Annotated in this window: 20 protein-coding genes and 1 pseudogene; 14 read left to right on the forward strand and 7 right to left on the reverse strand. The window is 73.0% G+C overall.

What is annotated here, in order from left to right:
- Positions 1-8: 8 nt before the first annotated feature.
- Positions 9-785, reverse strand: coding sequence for a VOC family protein (locus CK485_RS03465; RefSeq protein ID WP_109446784.1), 777 nt, complete (start codon positions 783-785; stop codon positions 9-11).
- Positions 786-1,046: 261 nt separating this feature from the next.
- Here CK485_RS03465 and CK485_RS03470 point away from each other — a divergent pair, with 261 nt between their 5' ends.
- A complete protein-coding gene (locus CK485_RS03470) occupies positions 1,047-1,874 on the forward strand; it encodes a sulfurtransferase (RefSeq protein WP_109446786.1) in 828 nt (275 codons plus the stop codon).
- A gap of 67 nt (positions 1,875-1,941) precedes the next feature.
- On the opposite strand, the gene sepH is transcribed toward CK485_RS03470, so the two are convergent.
- Positions 1,942-3,042: a septation protein SepH gene (gene sepH / locus CK485_RS03475; RefSeq protein WP_109446788.1), complete on the reverse strand. Its 1,101-nt coding sequence runs from the start codon at positions 3,040-3,042 to the stop codon at positions 1,942-1,944.
- 472 nt (positions 3,043-3,514) lie between these two features.
- On the opposite strand from sepH, the gene CK485_RS03480 reads away from it, so the two are divergent.
- Positions 3,515-4,387, forward strand: coding sequence for a hypothetical protein (locus CK485_RS03480; RefSeq protein ID WP_109446790.1), 873 nt, complete (start codon positions 3,515-3,517; stop codon positions 4,385-4,387).
- Between the two features lie 21 nt (positions 4,388-4,408).
- On the opposite strand, the gene CK485_RS03485 is transcribed toward CK485_RS03480, so the two are convergent.
- Both CK485_RS03485 and CK485_RS03490 read right to left on the reverse strand, forming a co-directional pair.
- Positions 4,409-5,731 carry a D-arabinono-1,4-lactone oxidase gene (locus tag CK485_RS03485; RefSeq protein WP_109446792.1) on the reverse strand — a complete coding sequence of 441 codons (1,323 nt, stop codon included), beginning with the start codon at positions 5,729-5,731 and terminating at the stop codon, positions 4,409-4,411.
- Positions 5,688-6,932: an MFS transporter gene (locus CK485_RS03490; RefSeq protein ID WP_109446794.1), complete on the reverse strand. Its 1,245-nt coding sequence runs from the start codon at positions 6,930-6,932 to the stop codon at positions 5,688-5,690. Before CK485_RS03490 ends, CK485_RS03485 begins: the two co-directional genes overlap by 44 nt.
- 264 nt (positions 6,933-7,196) lie before the next feature.
- Here CK485_RS03490 and CK485_RS03495 point away from each other — a divergent pair, with 264 nt between their 5' ends.
- A complete protein-coding gene (locus CK485_RS03495) occupies positions 7,197-8,324 on the forward strand; it encodes a ferrochelatase (RefSeq protein ID WP_109447543.1) in 1,128 nt (375 codons plus the stop codon).
- Positions 8,325-8,371: 47 nt separating this feature from the next.
- Entirely contained in the window at positions 8,372-9,193 is an 822-nt protein-coding gene (locus CK485_RS03500) for an inositol monophosphatase family protein (RefSeq protein WP_109447545.1), read from the forward strand.
- Between the two features lie 176 nt (positions 9,194-9,369).
- On the opposite strand, the gene CK485_RS28945 is transcribed toward CK485_RS03500, so the two are convergent.
- The gene (locus tag CK485_RS28945) at positions 9,370-9,543 is read right to left on the reverse strand and encodes a hypothetical protein (RefSeq protein WP_206749850.1); all 174 of its coding nucleotides are present in this window, start codon (positions 9,541-9,543) and stop codon (positions 9,370-9,372) included.
- A 309-nt stretch (positions 9,544-9,852) separates the two neighbouring features.
- Between CK485_RS28945 and CK485_RS03505 the strand changes: the two genes are divergently transcribed.
- The 4 genes from CK485_RS03505 to CK485_RS03520 all read left to right on the forward strand — a co-directional run bounded on the left by CK485_RS03505 (position 9,853) and on the right by CK485_RS03520 (position 13,220).
- The gene (locus CK485_RS03505; RefSeq protein ID WP_109446796.1) at positions 9,853-10,506 is read left to right on the forward strand and encodes a response regulator transcription factor; all 654 of its coding nucleotides are present in this window, start codon (positions 9,853-9,855) and stop codon (positions 10,504-10,506) included.
- Between the two features lie 6 nt (positions 10,507-10,512).
- Entirely contained in the window at positions 10,513-11,763 is a 1,251-nt protein-coding gene (locus CK485_RS03510) for a HAMP domain-containing sensor histidine kinase (protein ID WP_109446798.1), read from the forward strand.
- A 429-nt stretch (positions 11,764-12,192) separates the two neighbouring features.
- Positions 12,193-12,492: a DUF4193 domain-containing protein gene (locus CK485_RS03515; protein ID WP_109446800.1), complete on the forward strand. Its 300-nt coding sequence runs from the start codon at positions 12,193-12,195 to the stop codon at positions 12,490-12,492.
- A complete protein-coding gene (locus tag CK485_RS03520) occupies positions 12,489-13,220 on the forward strand; it encodes a hypothetical protein (protein WP_241968149.1) in 732 nt (243 codons plus the stop codon). The genes CK485_RS03515 and CK485_RS03520 overlap by 4 nt, the downstream gene beginning before the upstream one ends.
- 32 nt (positions 13,221-13,252) lie before the next feature.
- Here the strand turns inward: CK485_RS03520 and CK485_RS03525 are convergent, their stop codons facing one another.
- Positions 13,253-13,714 (reverse strand): DUF3093 domain-containing protein, encoded by a 462-nt coding sequence (locus CK485_RS03525; RefSeq protein ID WP_109446811.1) that lies wholly within the window; start codon positions 13,712-13,714, stop codon positions 13,253-13,255.
- A gap of 64 nt (positions 13,715-13,778) precedes the next feature.
- Entirely contained in the window at positions 13,779-14,186 is a 408-nt protein-coding gene (locus tag CK485_RS03530; protein ID WP_109446813.1) for a hypothetical protein, read from the reverse strand.
- A 117-nt stretch (positions 14,187-14,303) separates the two neighbouring features.
- Between CK485_RS03530 and CK485_RS03535 the strand changes: the two genes are divergently transcribed.
- The 6 genes and pseudogenes from CK485_RS03535 to CK485_RS03560 all read left to right on the forward strand — a co-directional run.
- Complete coding sequence (locus CK485_RS03535) at positions 14,304-14,909, forward strand: PaaI family thioesterase (RefSeq protein WP_109446815.1); 606 nt, start codon at positions 14,304-14,306, stop codon at positions 14,907-14,909.
- Positions 14,906-15,436, forward strand: a complete 531-nt coding sequence (gene dut, locus CK485_RS03540) for a dUTP diphosphatase (RefSeq protein ID WP_109446817.1) — start codon at positions 14,906-14,908, stop codon at positions 15,434-15,436. Before CK485_RS03535 ends, dut begins: the two co-directional genes overlap by 4 nt.
- 2 nt (positions 15,437-15,438) lie before the next feature.
- Positions 15,439-16,218 (forward strand): DUF3710 domain-containing protein, encoded by a 780-nt coding sequence (locus tag CK485_RS03545; protein WP_109446819.1) that lies wholly within the window; start codon positions 15,439-15,441, stop codon positions 16,216-16,218.
- A 287-nt stretch (positions 16,219-16,505) separates the two neighbouring features.
- Entirely contained in the window at positions 16,506-16,595 is a 90-nt protein-coding gene (gene kdpF, locus CK485_RS03550) for a K(+)-transporting ATPase subunit F (protein ID WP_109446821.1), read from the forward strand.
- Between the two features lie 8 nt (positions 16,596-16,603).
- Entirely contained in the window at positions 16,604-18,265 is a 1,662-nt protein-coding gene (gene kdpA / locus CK485_RS03555) for a potassium-transporting ATPase subunit KdpA (protein WP_109446823.1), read from the forward strand.
- A pseudogene (locus CK485_RS03560) lies at positions 18,262-18,954 on the forward strand (potassium-transporting ATPase subunit B); the annotation flags it as partial. The gene kdpA and the pseudogene CK485_RS03560, both read left to right, overlap by 4 nt.

The raw sequence follows: 18,954 nt of genomic DNA on the forward strand, positions 1-18,954 counted from the left end.
CGCGCGGGTCAGCGCCTCGTTCTCAGCAGCGCGAAGACCGCGCCCTCCGGGTCGCGCACGACGGCCGTGCGGCCGCGCACCGACTCCTCGGGCCCGCTCAGCACCCGCCCGCCCAGCCGGGCCGCCCGGCGCGCCGCCGCGTCGGTGTCGTCCACCTCGAAGTAGGTCATCCAGTGCGCCCCCAGATCGCGCGGCAGCGCCCGCCCGAGTCCCCGCATCCCGGCCACCGGGACGCCCTGGAGCCGCAGGGTGAGGTGGTCGGCGTCCACGCCGTCCGCCCGCTGCGGCTCGAAGCCGAAGACCGCCGCGTAGAACTTGCCCAGGCCTGTGGTCTGCCTGGTCACCAGTTCGTTCCAGCCCAGGGTGCCAGGCCGTCCGCACACCCCCACGCCGAGGTGGGTCAACGGCTGCCAGACGCCGAACACCGCGCCCTCGGGGTCCATGGCGATCGCCATCCGGCCCGCCTCGTCGTCCGCGTCCAGCGGGCCCACGGCCACCGTGCCGCCGCAGTCGCGGACCAGCTCGGCGGTGTGGTCGGCGTCCAGGGTGGACAGATAGGTCGTCCAGGAGACCGGCAGCGCGCGGCCCCTGGGGTTCTCGCCGATCCCGGCGACCAACTCGCCGTCCAGCACGGCACGTACGTACGGCCCGAAGTGCATGGGGCCGCGCTGGAACTCCCAGCCGAACAGGCCGCTGTAGAACTCCTGCGCCACCGGCAGGCTGCGCGTCAGCAGGCTGACCCAGCAGGGTGCTCCCGGGGAACGCCGGGCCGGAACCTCGGTCATGTCGGTTGTCTCTCCTCGCACGACGGATGGGGCACGACGGTTGGGCGGCGGACGGGCCGAGACGATGGTGGCACCGCCGCGAGCGGGACGGGCACCGGCCGCGCCGGATTCGCCTCAGCACGGCAGGAGAATGCCCGATTGGGTATGTCCTGTCCGCATCACGGCCGTTGACGTGGGGTGACGATCAGCCGGACAGCCGGTTCTCCCGCGCCGCTTCGTACGACGTGATCCGTAGAACGCGCTGGGGACACAATGAGTGCCATGGATCCCATCATCTCCGTAACGGAGTTCAGCGGCGACGCTTTCCGGACGCTGCGGCCCGCCGTCCTCGACGTGCGCTACCAGCTCGGCGGACCTGCGGGACGGCCGCAGTACGAGGCCGGGCACATCCCCGGCGCGGCCTACGTGGACCTGGACACCGAACTCGCGGGCGAGCCGGGTGCCTCGGGGCGCCACCCGCTGCCCGAACCGGCGGTGTTCGGCGAGGCGATGCGCCGCGCCGGGGTGAGCGCCGGCCGCCCGGTCGTGGTCTACGACGGCGACAAGGGCTGGGCGGCGGCCCGCGCCTGGTGGCTGCTGCGCTGGGCCGGGCACGAGGACGTGCGGGTGCTGGACGGCGGGCTCGCCGCCTGGGACGGCCCGTTGGAGACCGGTGAACGGACCGTCGAGCCCGGCGACTTCACCCCGCGCCCGGGCGCCCTGCCGCTGCTCGACGCCGACCAGGCCGCCGCGCTCGCCCGTCGCGGGGTCCTGCTGGACGCGCGCGCGGGGGAGCGCTACCGGGGCGAGGTGGAGCCCATCGACCCGGTCGCCGGCCACATCCCCGGCGCGGTCAGCGCGCCCACCACGGAGAACCTGGAGGCCGACGGCCGCTTCCGGCCCGCCGGTGAACTCGCCGAGCGTTTCGCGGCGTTGGGCGCCACCGCTGACGCGGAGGTCGGCGTCTACTGCGGCTCGGGCGTCTCGGCGGCGCAGGAGGTCCTCGCACTGGCCGTCGCGGGCGTCCCGGCGGCGCTGTACGCGGGCTCGTGGAGCGAGTGGACCCACGACGGCTCCCGCCCGGTCGCCACCGGCGCGCAGCGGGGCTGACGCACCTGAGGCGGGCCCGCGCGTACGCGGGCCCGCCTCAGGGAACGCCGTCCGGAGCGCCGGAGCGCTACTCCTTCTTGCGCCTGCTGCCGAAGACGATCTCGTCCCAACTCGGCACCGTGGCGCGGCGGCCCGGCCGGACGCCGTCCGCCTCGGCCTGCCGGTCCGTGGTGCCGACGAGGCGGTCGCGGTGGCCCGCCACCGAGCGCGGCATCAGCACGTCCGCGTACGCGGAACCGGCGCCCGCGCTGGCCGCCGGGGCGGGCGGCGCCGCCTCCTGGGCCTCGGTCTCCTCGTCGTCCTCGGCCACCGCCGGGGTCTCCCGCTCGGCGGCGGGCGCCGACGGCACCACCATGTCGCCACGGAAGCTCGGCACCGCCTCCAGCAGGCTGGTCAGCGAGTCGCGGTCCTCCTCGGCACGCTCCGCGCGGTCGTCGGACCGCTCGCTCCGGTCGGTCCGCTCCGCGCGGTCCAGCTGGCGGTCCATCGCGCGGTCCAGCGGCCGGTCCCTGGGCAGCCGGGCGATCCTCGGCACGAACGGGAAGCTGGGCTCCGGCTGTTCCGGCGCGGTCTCGCCGATCAGCGCGCGCGCCTCGTCGTCCACCGCCTGCACCAGTCGCCGCGGCGGGTCGTAGGTCCAGCTGGCCGAGTGCGGCTCGCCCGCGACCCGGTAGGCCAGCAGCACTTCCCAGGTGCCGTCGTCACGCCGCCAGGAGTCCCACTGCGCGCTGTCCTTCTCCGCGCCGCGCAGCAGCAGCCGTTCGGCCACCGCCTCACCCAGCTGCGGCCCGGTGCTCTCGCCCTGCCGCCGTACCGGGGTCTTGCGGGCCCGCTCGGCCATGAACGCCCGCTCGGCCAGCACCGGTCCCTCGAACCGGCGCACCCGCTCGACCGGGATTCCGGCGAGCTGGGCCACCTCTTCCGCGGAGGCGCCCGCCCGTATCCGGGCCTGGATGTCCCTGGGGCGGAGGTGGCTCTCCACCTCGATCTCGATCTGCCCGAGACGCGCCCTGTCGTTGCGCACGGCGGCACGCAGGCGTTCGTCGATCGGAAGCGTGTACTCCGTGCTGTCCGCAGCCTTGAGCACCAGTCGTGTGCCGTCGTTGCTGACGGCCACGACACGCAGATCGGGCATGGGGACCTCCCGGGTGGTGCCTGCCGACGTCACGTGCGTCGCTGCTCCCGAAGAACGAGTGTGGCCTGCCCGACTGCTGCCTGCCACAACCTTGCCGACTTCCCCGGCGTGTCGGGGACCTTCTCCGACCCGCCGTTATGGCACGGTTACCTGTTTCGCGACTCAAAGTGACGAAAATCATCACTCCCTGTCACGCGTGTTGCCAATTCCGGTCCTGCTGGGCGGCGTTGGGTCGCATGGCACCGTCTCGTCCCTCCGGCAGGTTCCGGGCAGCCGGACGGGAAACCGATGCCCGGGCTGGCCACAGTACTCCATTCGGACCACTCGGGTGGAGCACCGCGCCGCCCAAGTCGCGGGAGGTCAGCGGAGTTCCGTGGCCGAACACGGCCCGTGACCGCCGCGTGGGTGGTGATGTTCACAGAACGTCCAGAACCGGAACTGACGCGTTCGGCCATCTGTCCCTTCTCTGTGCAAGATGGAGAAGTGCGCCTACCGAGGGACGGAGATGGATGACAAGCCCGAAATAGGTACTCAGTCAAGTAAACGGAGCAGTAAAGGCATATCAGACAAGAAGCGTATCGACCTGAGCCTGCCGCAGGTCGCGGGCAGCGGCGCCGCCGCCCTGGTGGCCGCCTACCTCGCCTCCTTCCTGGGGGTTTACGGCACCATCGTGGGCGCCGCCGTGGTCAGCGTGCTGGCCACCACGGGCGGCGCGATCTTCCAGCACTTCTTCCACCGCACCGGCGAGCAGCTGCGCGAGTCCACTCTCGCCCGGCCGTCCGACCGCGCCCCGCACCGCGGCGCCCGTCCCGCCCCCGGACCCCGGGCCTCCACCGCGCCGCCGGCCATCGGCGAGTACGGCGAGGCGACCACGCACGGCACCCGGGTGCGCGGCTGGCGGCGCTCCCTGCTGGCGGCGGGTGCGCTCTTCGCGGCCGTCATGGTGGTCGTCACCGGGATCGAGCTGGCCGCGGGCAGCTCGATGGCCAGCTGGTGGGGGAACGGCGGCAAGGGCGGCACCACCTTCAGCCGCGCGGTCGACGGCGGAGGCACCTCACACGACACGCCGCGCCACCAGCCGTCCCAGGACTCCACCGGCGGCACGGACGACGGCGGCAACGGCGGTACGGGCGGCGGCGCGTCGCACGGGCCGGACGGCTCCGGCGACGGCCGCGGCGGCGGGTCCCCCACCGGTCCCGGCCCGGACCCGAGTTCGTCCACCGGCGGCGCCACCGGCCCGAGCCCGTCGCCCGACCCTTCGGACAGCCAGGGCTCGGGACAGGACCAGGGCCAGGGGCAGTCGCAGGGACAGAGCCAGGGCCAGGGCGCGGCCGGTGGCGAGGCCGCGGGCGGCCCGTCCGCGTCCGCCCAGGACTGACGCCCCGCCCCGGGGCGCGGCTCAGTCGCCCAGGATCCGGCGCAGGTAGTCGTTGCCGAACACCCGCGCCGGGTCCAGCCGGTCGCGCAGCGCGGTGAACTCGCCGAAGCGGGGGTAGACCCCGGCCAGGTAGGCCGCGTCGCGGGTGTGCAGCTTGCCCCAGTGCGGCCGCCCCTCGTGGGCGGTCATGATCCGCTCGACCGCGGTGAAGTACTCCTGGTAGCGCGAGCCGCGGTACATGTGCACGGCGATGTACGCCGAGTCGCGGCCGGAGGCGGTGGACAGCGTGATGTCGTCGGCGGGCGCCACGCGTACCTCGACGGGGAAGCTGATGCGCAGGTCGGACCGCTCGACCATCGCTTTCAGCTCGCGCAGCGCGGGCACCGCCGCCTCGCGCGGCACCGCGTACTCCATCTCCACGAAGCGCACCCGGCGCGGGCTGGTGAAGACCTTGTAGGCGGTGTCGGTGTAGGTGCGGGCGGACAGCGCGCGGCTGGAGAGCCGGGCGATGCCGGGGATGGCCGCGGGGACCGCCTTGCCGAGCGCGCAGGCCGCCTGGAAGACCCCGTTGGACAGCAGCTCGTCGTCGAGCCAGCCGCGCAGCGCGGGCAGCGGGGCGGCCGGTCCGGCGCTGCGGTTGTTGCGCTTGGTGTTGCAGTTGCCGGTGTGCGGGAACCAGTAGAACTCGAAGTGCTCGTTGTCCGCGACGAGTTGGCCGAACTCCTCGGTGACGCGCGCGAACGGCATCGGCTCCTCCCGCGCGGTCAGCAGGAACGCGGGCTCGACGGCGAAGGTGAGCGAGGCGACCACGCCGAGCGCCCCGAGGCCGAGCCGGGCGGCGGCGAAGACGTCCGCGTTCCGGCTTGCGGAGCAGGTGAGCACCGAGCCGTCGGCGGTGACGAGTTCGAGCGCGGTGACCTGGGCACTGAGAGAACCGGAGGCGCGGCCGGTGCCGTGGGTGCCGGTGCTGGTCGCCCCCGCCACCGTCTGCTCCATGATGTCGCCCATGTTGGTGAGCGACAGGCCCGCCGCGTGCAGCGCCCGGTTCAGCCGGTGCAGGGGCAGGCCCGCCTCGACGGTGACGGTGCCCGCGTCCGCGTCGATCCGGCGTATCGCGGTCAGCCGTTCGGGACGTATCAGCACCCCCTCGGTCGCGGCGGCGGCCGTGAAGGAGTGACCGGTGCCCACCGCCTTGGCGGTCAGCCCGTCCTCGGCGGCCCGGCGCACCGCGTCGGCCAGTTCGTCCACCGACGCGGGCGTGACCACCCGCCGGGGCGTGGCGGTCACGTTGCCCGCCCAGTTACGCCACGTAGTCGTCCCGCCGGTCGTGCTCGTCGCGCTCATCTGCCTGCGGTTCCTCCCGCTCAGGCGCCGGACGCAGCCGGCGGTACCCGAGGAACGCCACCACCGCGGCCGCAGCCCCGGCGGCGCCCGGCACCGCGTACCCCGCGGCCGCCCCGGCCGCGTCCACGACCGACCCGGCGGCGGAGGACCCGAGGGCGACGCCGACCGCGAGCCCGGTGCTCGTCCAGGTCATGCCCTCGGTCAGCTTCGCGCGCGGCACCAACTGCTCGACCAGCGCCATGGTGGTGACCATCGTGGGAGCCACGGACAGCCCCGCGACGAACAGCGCCACGGCCAGGACGGGCAGGTTCCCGACCAGTTGGAGGGGGATCATACTCACGGCCATCGCGCACACCCCCAGCACGAAGCGCCGCGGTGCCCGGCCCCGCGGCCGGACCAGCCCGAAGACCATCCCGGCGGCGCACGAGCCCAGCGCGTAGACCGCCAACACCATGCTGGCCGCCGCCTTGTGGCCGTGTTCCTGGGCGAACGCCACCGTCACCACGTCGACCCCGCCGAAGATGGCGCCGGTGCAGGTGAACGTGGTGACCAGCACCCGCAGGCCGGCCGAGCGCAGCACGGAGCCGCCGGTGTGGTGCTCGGGCGGGTGCGGCACCGGCTCGGTGGCCCGCTGGGCGGTGAGCCAGAAGACGCCCACGGCCAGGCACACGGCCGCGAGCAGGGGGCCGGCCTCCGGGAACCACGCGGTGCTCAGACCGATGGACACGATCGGGCCGACGATGAAGCAGACCTCGTCCATCACCGACTCGTAGGAGTACGCGGCGTGCAGCGCCGGGGAGCCCTGGTAGATCACCGCCCAGCGGGCCCGCACCATCGAGCCCATGCTCGGCGTCGCCCCGGCCAGCACCGCGCAGCAGAACAGCGTCCAGTCCGGGGCCCCGAGCCGCACGCACACCAGCAGCGCGGCCACCGCGGACACGGTGAGCACGGCGGCCGGGCGCAGCACCCGGCGCTGCCCGTGCCGGTCGACCAGCCGGGAGACCTGCGGCCCGATCGCCGCCGCCGCGAGCGCCAGGGTCGCGGTCAGGCCGCCGGCCAGCTCGTAGCGGCCGGTGACCTGGGAGATCATCGTGACGATCCCGATCCCCAGCATCGACAGCGGCATCCGCCCGATCAGCCCGGCCGTCGAGAACCCCCGGGTGCCGGGGACGGCGAAGATCGCGCGGTACGGGGCGAGCACGGGGCGCTCCAGGAATCAGGGCAGGGGTGAGCCGCCCGGGCGGGTGGGGTGGTGGCGACGGACCGGCGCCGTAAGGCGTGTACGTGCTGAATACACCTTACGGTCGCCGGGCGGCAAGCGATTTGCGCGCGGGCGGCGACCGTTCACGCCACGGCCTCGCGCGGCTCCCCCGGCGCACGTGCGCGGACACGCCGGAGGCGGGCGGTGCGGCGCGCGGCGGAGGGCGGCGCGAGCGGCCGGGCGCCGGGTGGCAGGATCGGTGGCATGCCCGATGCGCTCGATGCCCCCGTGGACGCCACCCCGTACGACGCCCTGCTGCTGCTCTCCTTCGGCGGCCCCGAGGGCCCTGACGACGTCGTCCCCTTCCTGGAGAACGTCACCGCCGGACGCGGCATCCCGCGCGAGCGGCTCAAAGAGGTCGGCCGGCACTACTTCCTGTTCGGCGGCGTCAGCCCGATCAACGCACAGAACCGCGAACTGCTGGACGCGCTGCGCGAGGACTTCGCCGCGCACGGGCTCGACCTGCCGGTGTACTGGGGCAACCGCAACTGGACGCCGTACCTGACCGACGCCCTGCGCGCCATCGCGCGTGACGGCCACCGCCGGGTGCTCACCCTTGCCACCAGCGCCTACGCCTCCTACTCCGGCTGCCGCCAGTACCGCGAGAACCTCGCCGACGCGCTCGCCACGCTGGCCGAGGAGGGGCTGCCGGTGCCCCAGGTCGACAAGCTGCGGCACTACTTCAACCACCCCGGCTTCGTGCTGCCGATGGCCGACGCGGTGCTGGCCGCGCTCGCCGAGCTGCCCGCGGACGCGCGCGACGGCGCCCACATCGCGTTCACCACGCACTCCATCCCGACCTCCGCCGCCGACACCTCCGGGCCGGTCGAGGCGCACGGCGACGGCGGCGCCTACGTCGCGGAGCACCTGGACGTGGCCGCCGTGATCGCGGAGGCGGTGCGCGAGGCGACCGGCGTGGACCACCCCTGGAAGCTCGTCTACCAGTCGCGCAGCGGCGCCCCGCACATCCCGTGGCTGGAGCCCGACATCTGCGACCACCTGGAGGCCGAGCACGCCGCCGGGACGCCCGCGGTCGTGATGGCACCCATCGGCTTCGTCTCCGACCACATGGAGGTCAGGTACGACCTCGACACCGAGGCCGCCGCCAAGGCCGCGGAGCTGGCACTGCCGGTCGCCCGCGCGGGCACGGTGGGCGCCGACCCGAGGTTCGCCGCCGCCGTGCGCGAGCTGGTCGCCGAGCGTGCCGCCGCCGAACGCGGGGAGCCGGTCACCCGGTGCGCGCTCGGCGCGCTGGGCCCGAGCCACGACGTGTGCCCGGCCGACTGCTGCCCGGCCCGCACGCCCCGCCCGGCCGCCGCGGGCCGGGACTGACCGCGGTCCGCCCGACGCCGTACGACACCGACCCTGGAAAGGACGCCGTGACCGACGACTCCGGCACCCCCGAAGACCTGGACCGGCACCTGCTCGACGTCGCGCTGGAGGCCGCCCGTCGCGCCGGCGCTCTGCTGCGCGACGGCCGCCCCGAGGACCTCGCGGTGGCCGCCACCAAGACCAGCCCGATCGACGTGGTGACCGAGATGGACCTCGCCGCCGAGAAGCTGATCACCGGCTACCTGGCCGAGGCGCGCCCCGACGACGGCCTGCTCGGCGAGGAGGGCGCGAGCCGGGAGGGCACCTCGGGGGTGCGCTGGGTCATCGACCCGCTGGACGGCACGGTCAACTACCTCTACGGCCTGCCGTCCTGGTCGGTGAGCATCGCCGCGGAGCGCGACGGCGTGGCGCTGGCCGGGGTCGTCGAGGCGCCGATGCGCCGCGAGACGTACCACGCGGTGCGCGGCGGGGGAGCGTTCGTCAACGGGCGCGCCGTGCGGTGCCGTCCCGCGCCCCAGGACTTCTCGCAGGCCCTGATCGGCACCGGCTTCGGCTACCTCACCGAGCGCCGGGTGGCGCAGGCCGAAGTGGCCCGGCAGCTGCTGCCGAAGGTGCGCGACATCCGGCGGGCGGGCTCCGCCGCGATCGACCTGTGCGACGTGGGCTGCGGACGGCTGGACGGCTACTACGAGCGCGGGCTCAACCCCTGGGACCGGGCGGCCGGCGTGCTCTTCGCCCGGGAGGCGGGCGCGCTGACCGGTGGACGGCCCGGGAGCCCTGCCGGGGACGACCTGACCGTCGCCGGCTCCCCGGGCCTGTTCGAGCCCCTCCAGGCCTTCCTGGAGGACCTCGGCGCCTGGCACGACTGACCGTCGGTCCCCGCGCACGACGTTTCCCGCGCACGCGGGACGGCGCCCCGGCCACCGTGAGGTGGCCGGGGCGCCGTCCCGTCCCATCGTGCGCTGCCGCGTGCGTGAACCCCGCGAGGAGCCGTAGGCCGCCCGGAAACGCAAAAGGGCGCGTGCGCGCCCCTTCGGCCACCGCGTCAGGCGACGCGGGGAGCGACCTCGACTCCGTGCTCCGCGGCGAGGCGGCGCAGGTCGTCCAGCTCGGACTGCTCGACCTCGGCGAGGAAGTCGTCGCCCGTCTCCCGGGCACGGCTGAGGTCCGACTCAGCGTTCCGTATGCGCTGCATGATTCCGGTCGTGAACGCGTCCATGAGGCGCCCCCTCGTCGTCGTCGGGTGCACAAGGTGGTGTCGATGATCTGCGGGTCCTGGGCGATCACGGCGAACGCGTGTGGAGCACGCGGCAGATGAGGCGCGATCGCGGGGTTGCAGTCGTCTTCCCCCACCCCGGAGGGGCGGAAACCTCGGGACGCCGGAAAATCTCACGGGACGGTTTCCCCCAGCCACCGGTCCTCGCGCGCACGGGACCGCGTACGGGACAGGGGCTTACCGGTGTTTTATGGGCATCCGAGGCAGGATGGAGACCTACCCGCCTGCTTTTTTCGTGGAAGGACCACCTACGTGCGCGTACTCGTCGTCGAGGACGAGCAGCTGCTCGCCGATGCCGTGGCCACCGGCCTGCGCCGGGAGGCCATGGCCGTCGATGTCGTCTACGACGGCGGCGCCGCCCTGGAGCGCATCGGGGTCAACGACTACGACGTCGTCGTCCTCGACCGCGACCTGCCCGTGGTGCACGGCGACGAGGTCTGCCGCAAGCTCGTCGGCCTCGGGCTGCCCACCCGGGTGCTGATGCTGACCGCCGCGGGCGACGTCAGCGACCGTGTCGAGGGCCTGGAGCTGGGCGCGGACGACTACCTGCCCAAGCCCTTCGCCTTCAGCGAGCTGACCGCCCGGGTGCGCGCCCTGGGTCGCCGCACCAGCACGCCGCTGCCCCCGGTGCTGGAGCGGGCCGGCATCCGGCTCGACCCGAACCGCCGCGAGGTCTTCCGCGACGGCCGGGAGATCCACCTCGCGCCCAAGGAGTTCGCGGTGCTGGAGGTCCTGCTGCGCAGCGAGGGGTCGGTGGTCTCCGCCGAGCAACTGCTGGAGAAGGCCTGGGACGAGAACACCGACCCGTTCACCAACGTCGTGCGGGTCACCGTCATGACGCTGCGGCGCAAGCTCGGCGAGCCCGCGGTCATCGTGACCGTGCCCGGCTCGGGTTACCGGATCTGATAGCGGATGACCGTCTCCCACTCCTCCGGCCACGCGCCGGCCGCCCCGCCCAAGCCGACCTGGGACCCGCGCGCCCCCGAGCCGACCGTGCCCTGGCTGCGCCCGACGATCCGCATCCGGCTGACGGTGCTGTACGGCGGCATGTTCCTGATCGCGGGCGTCGTGCTGCTGCTGATCATCTACCTGCTGGCCGCCGAGGCCATGCACCAGGGTACCCAGCTGCCGTTCCGGCTGGAGGCCGGACAGGTCACCGCGACCAGCGACGCCTGCCCCAACCTGCCGGTCCAGGGCAGCGCCGACGCGTTCACCAACGCGCTGAACTCCTGCATGCAGCAGGAGCGCGAGCTGGCCCTCAACGGGCTGCTGCGCCGCTCGCTGCTGGCGCTGCTGGGGCTGACCGTGGTCGCGTTCGCCTTCGGCTACGTGATGGCCGGGCGGGTTCTCGCGCCGCTGGGCCGCATCACCCGCACCGCCCGCGCGGTCGCCGGCTCCGACCTGTCCCGCCGCATCGAGCTGGACGGCCCCGACGACGAGCTGAAGGAGCTGGCCGACACCTTCGACGACATGCTCGACCGGCTCGACCGGTCGTTCGAGTCGCAGCGCAGGTTCGTCGCCAACGCCTCGCACGAGCTGCGCACCCCGCTGGCGATCAACCGCACCCTGCTGGAGGTCCAGCTCGCCGACCCCGGCGCCTCGCCCGACCTCCAGCAGCTCGGCAAGACGCTGCTCGCCACCAACCTGCGCAGCGAGCAGCTGGTGGAGGGCCTGCTGCTGCTGGCCCGCAGCGACAACGAGGTGATCGAGCGCAAGCCGGTGGACCTGGCCGAGGCGGCCGCCCAGGCGGTCGACCAGACGCGGTCCGAGGCGCAGGCCAAGGGCGTCGAGCTGCGGCACGAGCGGCTGGACCCGGCGGTCGTGCAGGGCAGCGGCGTGCTGCTGGAGCGGATCGCGCTCAACCTCGTGCAGAACGCGGTGCGCTACAACGCCCCCGACGGCTGGGTGGAGGTCTCCACCGGCACCGCCGACGGGCAGGCGCTGCTGACGGTGTCCAACACCGGGCCGGTGGTGCCCGCGTACGAACTGGACAACATCTTCGAACCGTTCCGCAGGCTGCGTACCGAGCGCACCAACAGCGACAAGGGCGTGGGCCTGGGCCTGTCCATCGTGCGCTCGGTCGCCCGGGCGCACGGCGGCCAGATCACCGCCGAGCCGCGCGAGGGCGGCGGGCTGGTCATGCGGGTCGCGATCCCGCTGTGAGACGCCTCACGGCCCGCGCCGCCCCACCGGCGTGAAGCGCGCGGGAGGCACTCGCGGAAATGTTCGCTTTGAGCGGAAAATCGGGATGCGTCCCCCGTTTTCCGACGCTGTGACCGATCGCACATGCGATTTGGGTCATGGGTACGCTCGGTGATCGCGACCCTTGCGGAAAAAGCCGAAAAATCCAGGTTTCCGCAGGTCATGATCACGGGAAGTACAGGGGACGGCACTACTGAAGCGTCCCGTCGGGGCCCCTGGAGGCCCCGGTGGACGGCCGACACCATCACCTCTTCGGGGGTGCGGTTGGGTGTCGATTGAGTAACAGGCCTTGATGTGAGGCAAAATCTCCGCCTCGGGTCGGGCACAAGACCGGCCCCTCGCGCGTTACGTGCGCTGGAGACACCGCAGACACCCAGAGGGGGAGAGGCAATGGCAACGGATTACGACACGCCACGCAAGACCGATGACGACATCAACGAAGACAGCATCGAGGAACTGAAGGCCCGGCGGAACGAGAAGTCCACCTCCTCGGTGGACGTCGACGAGTTCGAGCAGGCCGAAGGACTGGAGCTGCCCGGAGCCGACCTCTCCAACGAGGAGCTGTCGGTGCGGGTGCTGCCCCGCCAGGCCGACGAGTTCACCTGCATGAGCTGCTTCCTGGTGCACCACCGCAGCCAGCTGGCCGCGGAGAAGAACGGTCAGCCCATCTGCCGCGACTGCGCGGCCTGACTGTCTCGCCGTGGGCTGCTGTGGCGGATCCAGCGGTACGTGACGACGGGCGAGGCTCCACGGAGCAGCAACGGTGGGCCTCGCTCGCGCACCGGGTCAAGGGCGGCGCCGGAAGGGTGGCCGGCGGCGCCGTGGGCGGTTTGCTGGCCGTCAGCGAGCGCCTGATCGACCTGGCGCCGCGGATCCCGGTCCGGGACCTGGAGACGCTGCGCCGCCACTTCCCCGGCCTCGGCCCGGACGAGCTGGCGGACAAACTGGTGTCGGGCGCGACGGCGGGCACCGCCGCCGTCGGCGCGGGCGTCGGCGCCGCCGCGATGCTGCCGGTCCCGCCGGCCATGATGGCGGAGCTGGCCGCCGAGACGCTGGCCGTGGCCGCCGTGGAGTACAAGCTCATCGCCGAGTTGCACGAGGTCTACGGGGTCCGGGCCCCGGGCAACGCCAGAGCGCGGGTGACCGCCTACCTCGGCGCCTGGGCCCAGGAACGCGGGATCGAGGTGACCCGCCCGTCCAGCGTCGACACCGCGCTCAGCGGCCGGATGAAACGACGCCTCAGGCAGCGCCTGCTGCGCCGCACGGTGCGCGGCCTGCCGACCCTCACCCCGTTCATGATCGGCGCCGGCGTCGGCGCCACCTTCAACCGGCGCGACACCAGGCGCCTGGCCCGCCGGGTCCGCGACGACCTGCGCGCCCGCCGCGTCCCCTGGGACGCCCTGCCGCCGTCCGCCTGACCGCCTCGTCCGTGCAAGGGGCCGCAAGCCCGCTACGCCGCCTTGACCGCCGCGCGGCCCAGCGCCGCCGCCAGCCGCTCCGGGGAGCGCGTCGACAGGTACAGGTACGGCGTCGGGTCCTTCGGGTCGGTGACCTCGACCTTCAGCGCGGTCGGCACGTACGAGCGCAGCAGCATGAAGGCCCGGGTGTCCGCCTTGTAGGTGCGCCAGGCCTGCGCCTCTGCCTTGTCCAGCACGACCGCCTCGCCCAGCGCCGTCAGCGGGATCTTCGCGTCGCCCGCGACCAGCGAACCCTGCACGACCCGGATGCGCTCGGAACCGTAGGAGCTGAGCACCACGCTGAAGACGGCGACCGAGCCCGCCAGCGTGCCCAGGATCGGCAGCGTGCCGAACGGCAGCGCCACCAGCGCGCACCCGAATCCCGACAGCACGGCCATGGCCCACCAGTAGCCGGGCACGGTGAGGCGTTCGTCGTAAGGCTGCGAGGGAACCATGGCTCCAAGCTTGGCACGCCATCCTGTGCCGCCCGGCCCGGGGCCGCCCCTCCTGACCGGCACCTCAGGGCACCGGCAGCCGCATCGCCCGGGCCACCCGGGGCGGCGCCGCGCGCAACCCGGTCAGCAGCTGCTTGGCCCAGTCCGACGCCACCGTAGGCGCCACCGCGTCCAGCGCCGCCGTAGAACGGGCGCCGCCCACCAGGTAGCGCGGCATCGGCCGGGCGGCGGTGAGCGCCCGCAGCACAGCGCGGGCCACAGGACGCGCCCCCGCCTGCCGGGAGCACCGCCGCGCGGCCTCGCCGACCGCGGAGTACTGCGCGCGGTAGGCGGACACCCGCAGCTCCGGCAGCAGCCGCTCCTCGGTGCGGGCGGTGGCGATCACGTCGAAACCGGCGTGCGCCAGTTCGAGGGTGATGGCCTGGCCGGTGGTGCCGCTGGCACCGGTGACGACGACGGACTGTGGGCTCATGGGCGCGCTCCGGTCGGGCGGTTCGACGGTCCGCGATGGCAACGCCTGCCGTGCCGGAATCGATCCCCTGATCGGACGGTAAGGGTTGGGCATCCCCAGGAGGGTAGGGTTCGGGCCGTGAGTGGAGCTACTGCATCCGGCGGCACCGGCCGCCCGGCGTTGACGCCGCCCCCCGACGCCGCCCCACCCGTGCGTCATCCCGAGGCCCCCGCCCCGGGCACGCTGCTCGGTGCGCACTACGACCAGTGTTTCGGCTGCGGCGAGACCCAGCCGCACGGCCTGCACCTGGCGTCCCGCGCCGGGGAAGGCGTCACCGTCACCGCCGAGTTCACCGTGCAGCCCGCCCACCAGGGCGCTCCGGGGCTCGCGCACGGCGGCGTGCTGGCCACCGCGCTGGACGAGACGCTCGGCTCGCTCAACTGGCTGCTGCGCATCATCGCCGTCACCGGGCGCCTGGAGACCGACTTCGTCCGTCCGGTCCCGGTCGGCACCACGCTGCACCTGAGCGCCCGCTGCACGGCGGTGGCGGGCCGCAAGGTCTACTGCACCGCCGAGGGCCGCATCGGCAGCCCCGACGGGCCGGTCGCGGTGCGCGCCGACGCGGTGTTCGTCGAGGTCAAGCTGGAGCACTTCACCAAGAACGGCCGCCCCGACGAGATCAAGGCCGCCCTCGCCGACCCCGACCAGGTCAAGGTGGCCCGCGCCTTCGAGGTGAACCCGTGACCCGTGCCCCGCTCGACGTCCTGATCCGCCGGGTCGACCCGCAGGTGCCGATCCCCTCCTACGGGCACCCCGGTGACGCCGGAGTCGACCTGGTGACCACACACGCCGCCGACCTCGCCCCGGGGGAGCGCGTCGTGCTGCCCACCGGCATCTCCATCGCGTTGCCGGACGGTTACGCGGCGTTCGTGCACCCGCGCTCCGGGCTCGCCGCCCGGTGCGGCGTCTCGATGGTGAATACGCCCGGGACGGTCGATGCCGGGTACCGTGGAGAGATCAAGGTGATTGTGGTCAACCTGGATCCGCGCGAGAGCGTGCGGTTCGAGCGGTTCGACCGGATCGCCCAGCTGGTCGTCCAGCAGGTCGAGAAGGTCCGCTTCCACGAGGTCGCGGAACTGCCTGGTTCCGCCAGGGCCACGGGGGGTTTCGGCTCCACTGGGGGACATGCCGCGGTCACCGGCCGGCCGGCCGGTACGAGCGGTTCTACGCAGGGCTACGCTTCGGTCGCCTCAGACCGGGAAGGACAGTGACCGTGTTCCGTCGTCGCAAGGAGCGCGAAGACGCACTCGACGAGCTCGCCGAAGACGCGGGCCCGGACGAGACGACCGAGGACGTCGACGCAGCGTCGGACGAGTCGGACGGGACCGAGTCCCGCCGCTACAACCTCCCGCCCGCGCCGCGCCCCGACGGCCCCTGGGACATCAGCGAGGTGAAGGACCCGGCCGAGGGCCGTGTGGACCTCGGCGGTCTGCACGTGCCCGGTGTCGAGGGCATGGAGCTGCGGGTCGAGGTCGCCGGTGACGCGATCGTCGCCGCGACCGTGGTGCTGCGCGACAGCGCGATCCAGCTGCAGGCGTTCGCCGCGCCGAAGTCCGAAGGCATCTGGGGCGAGGTGCGCGACGAGATCGCCACCGGCATCACCCAGCAGGGCGGCGTGATCGAGGAGGTCGAGGGCCCGCTCGGCTGGGAGCTGCGCGCCCAGGTGCCGGTGCAGCTGCCGGACGGCTCCAGCGGGGTCCAGCTGGTCCGCTTCGTGGGCTGCGACGGACCGCGCTGGTTCCTGCGCGGGGTGATCTCCGGCCAGGGTGCGGTGCAGCCGCAGGCCGCGGGCGTGCTGGAGCAGATCTTCCGCGACACCGTGGTCACCCGGGGCGACTCCCCGATGGCCCCGCGCGACCCCGTCGTCCTGAAGCTGCCGGACGACGCGCAGATGATGCCGGAGGGCATGACCCAGGAACAGCAGGCCCCGGGCAAGTTCTCCGACGGCATCGACCCGATGCGGCGCGGGCCGGAGATCAGCGAGGTCCGCTAGCGCTCGTAGCGGGACGTGTGAAAGGCCGGTGGCCCGAACCATGAACATGGTTCGGGCCACCGGCCTTTCACCTGCTCACGGGTGTGCGTAAGGAGCGCGTCAACGCCGCCTCCGTGCCCGTCAGGGAGGCGTCAACGCGGGCGGCGGGACGCACTGCGGCGGCTTCACTCGATGGTGTCCGAAACCCGACCCATCCAGGAGCACGAGATGGCCGATGTGGCCTTCGTCCTCACCACGCTCGCGGTCTTCGCGCTCGTGGCCCTCGTCGCGAAGGGGGTGACCAGGCTGTGAGCGTGGAGAACCTCGTCGGCCTGATCGTGGCCGTCGCACTGCTGGGCTACCTGGTGCTGGCCCTCCTCTTCCCGGAGAGGTTCTGAGCGCCGGCATGAGCTCGATATCCGCAGACGCCCTCCAGGTCCTCGCGCTGATCGTGGCGCTCGCCCTGGCGTACCGGCCGCTCGGCGACTACATGGCCGCCGTCTACTCGTCCAAGAAGCACCTGCGCGCCGAGCGCTGGATCTACCGCTGCGTCGGCGCCGATCCGGACCGCGAGATGCGCTGGCCCGCCTACCTGCGCGGGGTGCTCGCCTTCTCCCTGGTGAGCGTGCTCTTCCTCTACCTGTTGCAGCGGGTGCAGAACCACCTTCCCGGCTCGCTCGGCTTCGCCGCCGTCACCCCGCAGCAGGCGTTCAACACCGCCGCGTCGTTCGTCACGAACACCAACTGGCAGTCGTACTCAGGTGAGTCGACGATGGGCCACGTCGTGCAGACCGGCGGCCTGGCCGTGCAGAACTTCGTGTCCGCCGCGGTCGGCATCGCCGTCGCCATCGCGCTGGTCCGCGGCTTCGCCCGCTCCCGCACCGGTGAACTGGGCAACTTCTGGGCCGACCTGGTGCGCACCACGGTACGTATCCTGCTGCCGCTGGCGTTCCTCGCCGCGATCGTGCTGGTCGCGTGCGGCGCGATCGAGAACTTCGGCAACTGGCACGACGTCACCACCTTGTCCGGCGCCCACCAGGGCATGCCGGTCGGCGGCGTCGCCTCGCAGGAGTCCATCAAGGAACTGGGCACCAACGGCGGTGGCTTCTTCAACGCCAACTCGGCCCACCCGTTCGAGAACCCGACGGCGTTCACCAACCTCTTCGAGATCTTCCTGATCCTGGTGATCCCGTTCTCCCTGACCCGCACCTTCGGCCGGATGGTCGGCAGCATCAAGCAGGGCTACGCGATCCTCGCCGCGATGGGCGTCATCTGGCTGGGCTTCGTGGTGCTGATGTCCTGGACGGAGTACGCCCACCCGGGCGCCGCGCTCCAGGCCGCGCACGCCGCTATGGAGGGCAAGGAGCAGCGCTTCGGCGTCGGTTCGTCCTCGCTGTTCGCCACCAGTACGACGCTGACGTCCACCGGCGCGGTGGACGCCTTCCACTCCTCGTTCACCGCGTTCGGCGGCGGGCTGACACTGCTGAGCATGATGCTGGGCGAGATCGCGCCCGGCGGCACCGGCTCCGGCCTGTACGGCATGCTGATCATGGCCGTCATCGCGGTGTTCATCGCGGGCCTGATGGTGGGCCGCACCCCCGAGTACCTGGGCAAGAAGATCGGCGGCCGGGAGATCAAGTTCGCGGCCTGTTACATCCTCATCACCCCGGCCGTGGCGCTGGTGTTCACCGCGATCGCGATGGCGCTGCCCACGCCGATCCACTCCGCGCTCAACCCGGGCGCGCACGGCTTCTCCGAGGTGCTGTACGCCTACACCTCGGCCGCCAACAACAACGGGTCCGCCTTCGCCGGGCTGAACGCGAACACCGACTGGTACAACACCACGACCGGCATCGCGACCCTGCTCGGGCGCTTCCTGCCCATGGTGTTCGTCCTCGCGCTGGCCGGATCGCTCGGCCGGCAGCAGCCGGTGCCCGCCGGCGCGGGCACCCTGCGCACCGAAAAGCCGCTGTTCGCCGCACTGCTGGTGGGCGCGGTCCTGATCATCACCGGCCTGACGTACTTCCCCGCGTTGGCGCTCGGACCGATTGCCGAGGGGCTGTCATGACAACCGCGACACCAATACGCAGCCAACTCCCGCAGGACGACGGGCAGCCGGGCCAGGGCCTGGGGCCCGGCCGGGTCGGCGCCGGGGTGTTCGACCCCGCTCAGCTGTGGCGGTCGCTGCCCGACGCGCTGCGCAAGCTCGACCCCCGGGTGATGGTCAAGTCCCCGGTGATGTTCGTGGTCGAGATCGGCTCGGTCCTCACCACCGTCTTCGCCTTCGACACCCCCGGCCGGTGGTTCGGCTGGGCCATCGCCGCCTGGCTGTGGCTCACCGTGATCTTCGCCAACCTGGCCGAGGCGGTCGCCGAGGGCCGTGGCAAGGCGCAGGCGGATACCCTGCGCAAGGCCAAGACCGACACCATCGCCCGCCGTCTCAGCGGCGAGGCGGAGGAGCACGTCCCTGGCACCGACCTGCGCATCGGCGACCTGGTCGTCTGCGAGGCGGGCGACGTGATCCCGGGCGACGGCGACGTCGTCGAGGGCGTCGCCAGCGTCGACGAGTCGGCCATCACCGGTGAGTCCGCCCCGGTCATCCGGGAGTCGGGCGGCGACCGCTCGGCGGTGACCGGCGGCACCAAGGTGCTGTCCGACCGCATCGTCGTGAAGATCACCACTCGCCCCGGCGAGACCTTCATCGACCGCATGATCGGCCTGGTCGAGGGCGCCGCACGGCAGAAGACGCCCAACGAG

Origin of the sequence: Streptomyces sp. ICBB 8177 (genome assembly GCF_003144095.1) — a bacterium.
Classification (GTDB): Bacteria; Actinomycetota; Actinomycetes; order Streptomycetales; family Streptomycetaceae; genus Streptantibioticus_D.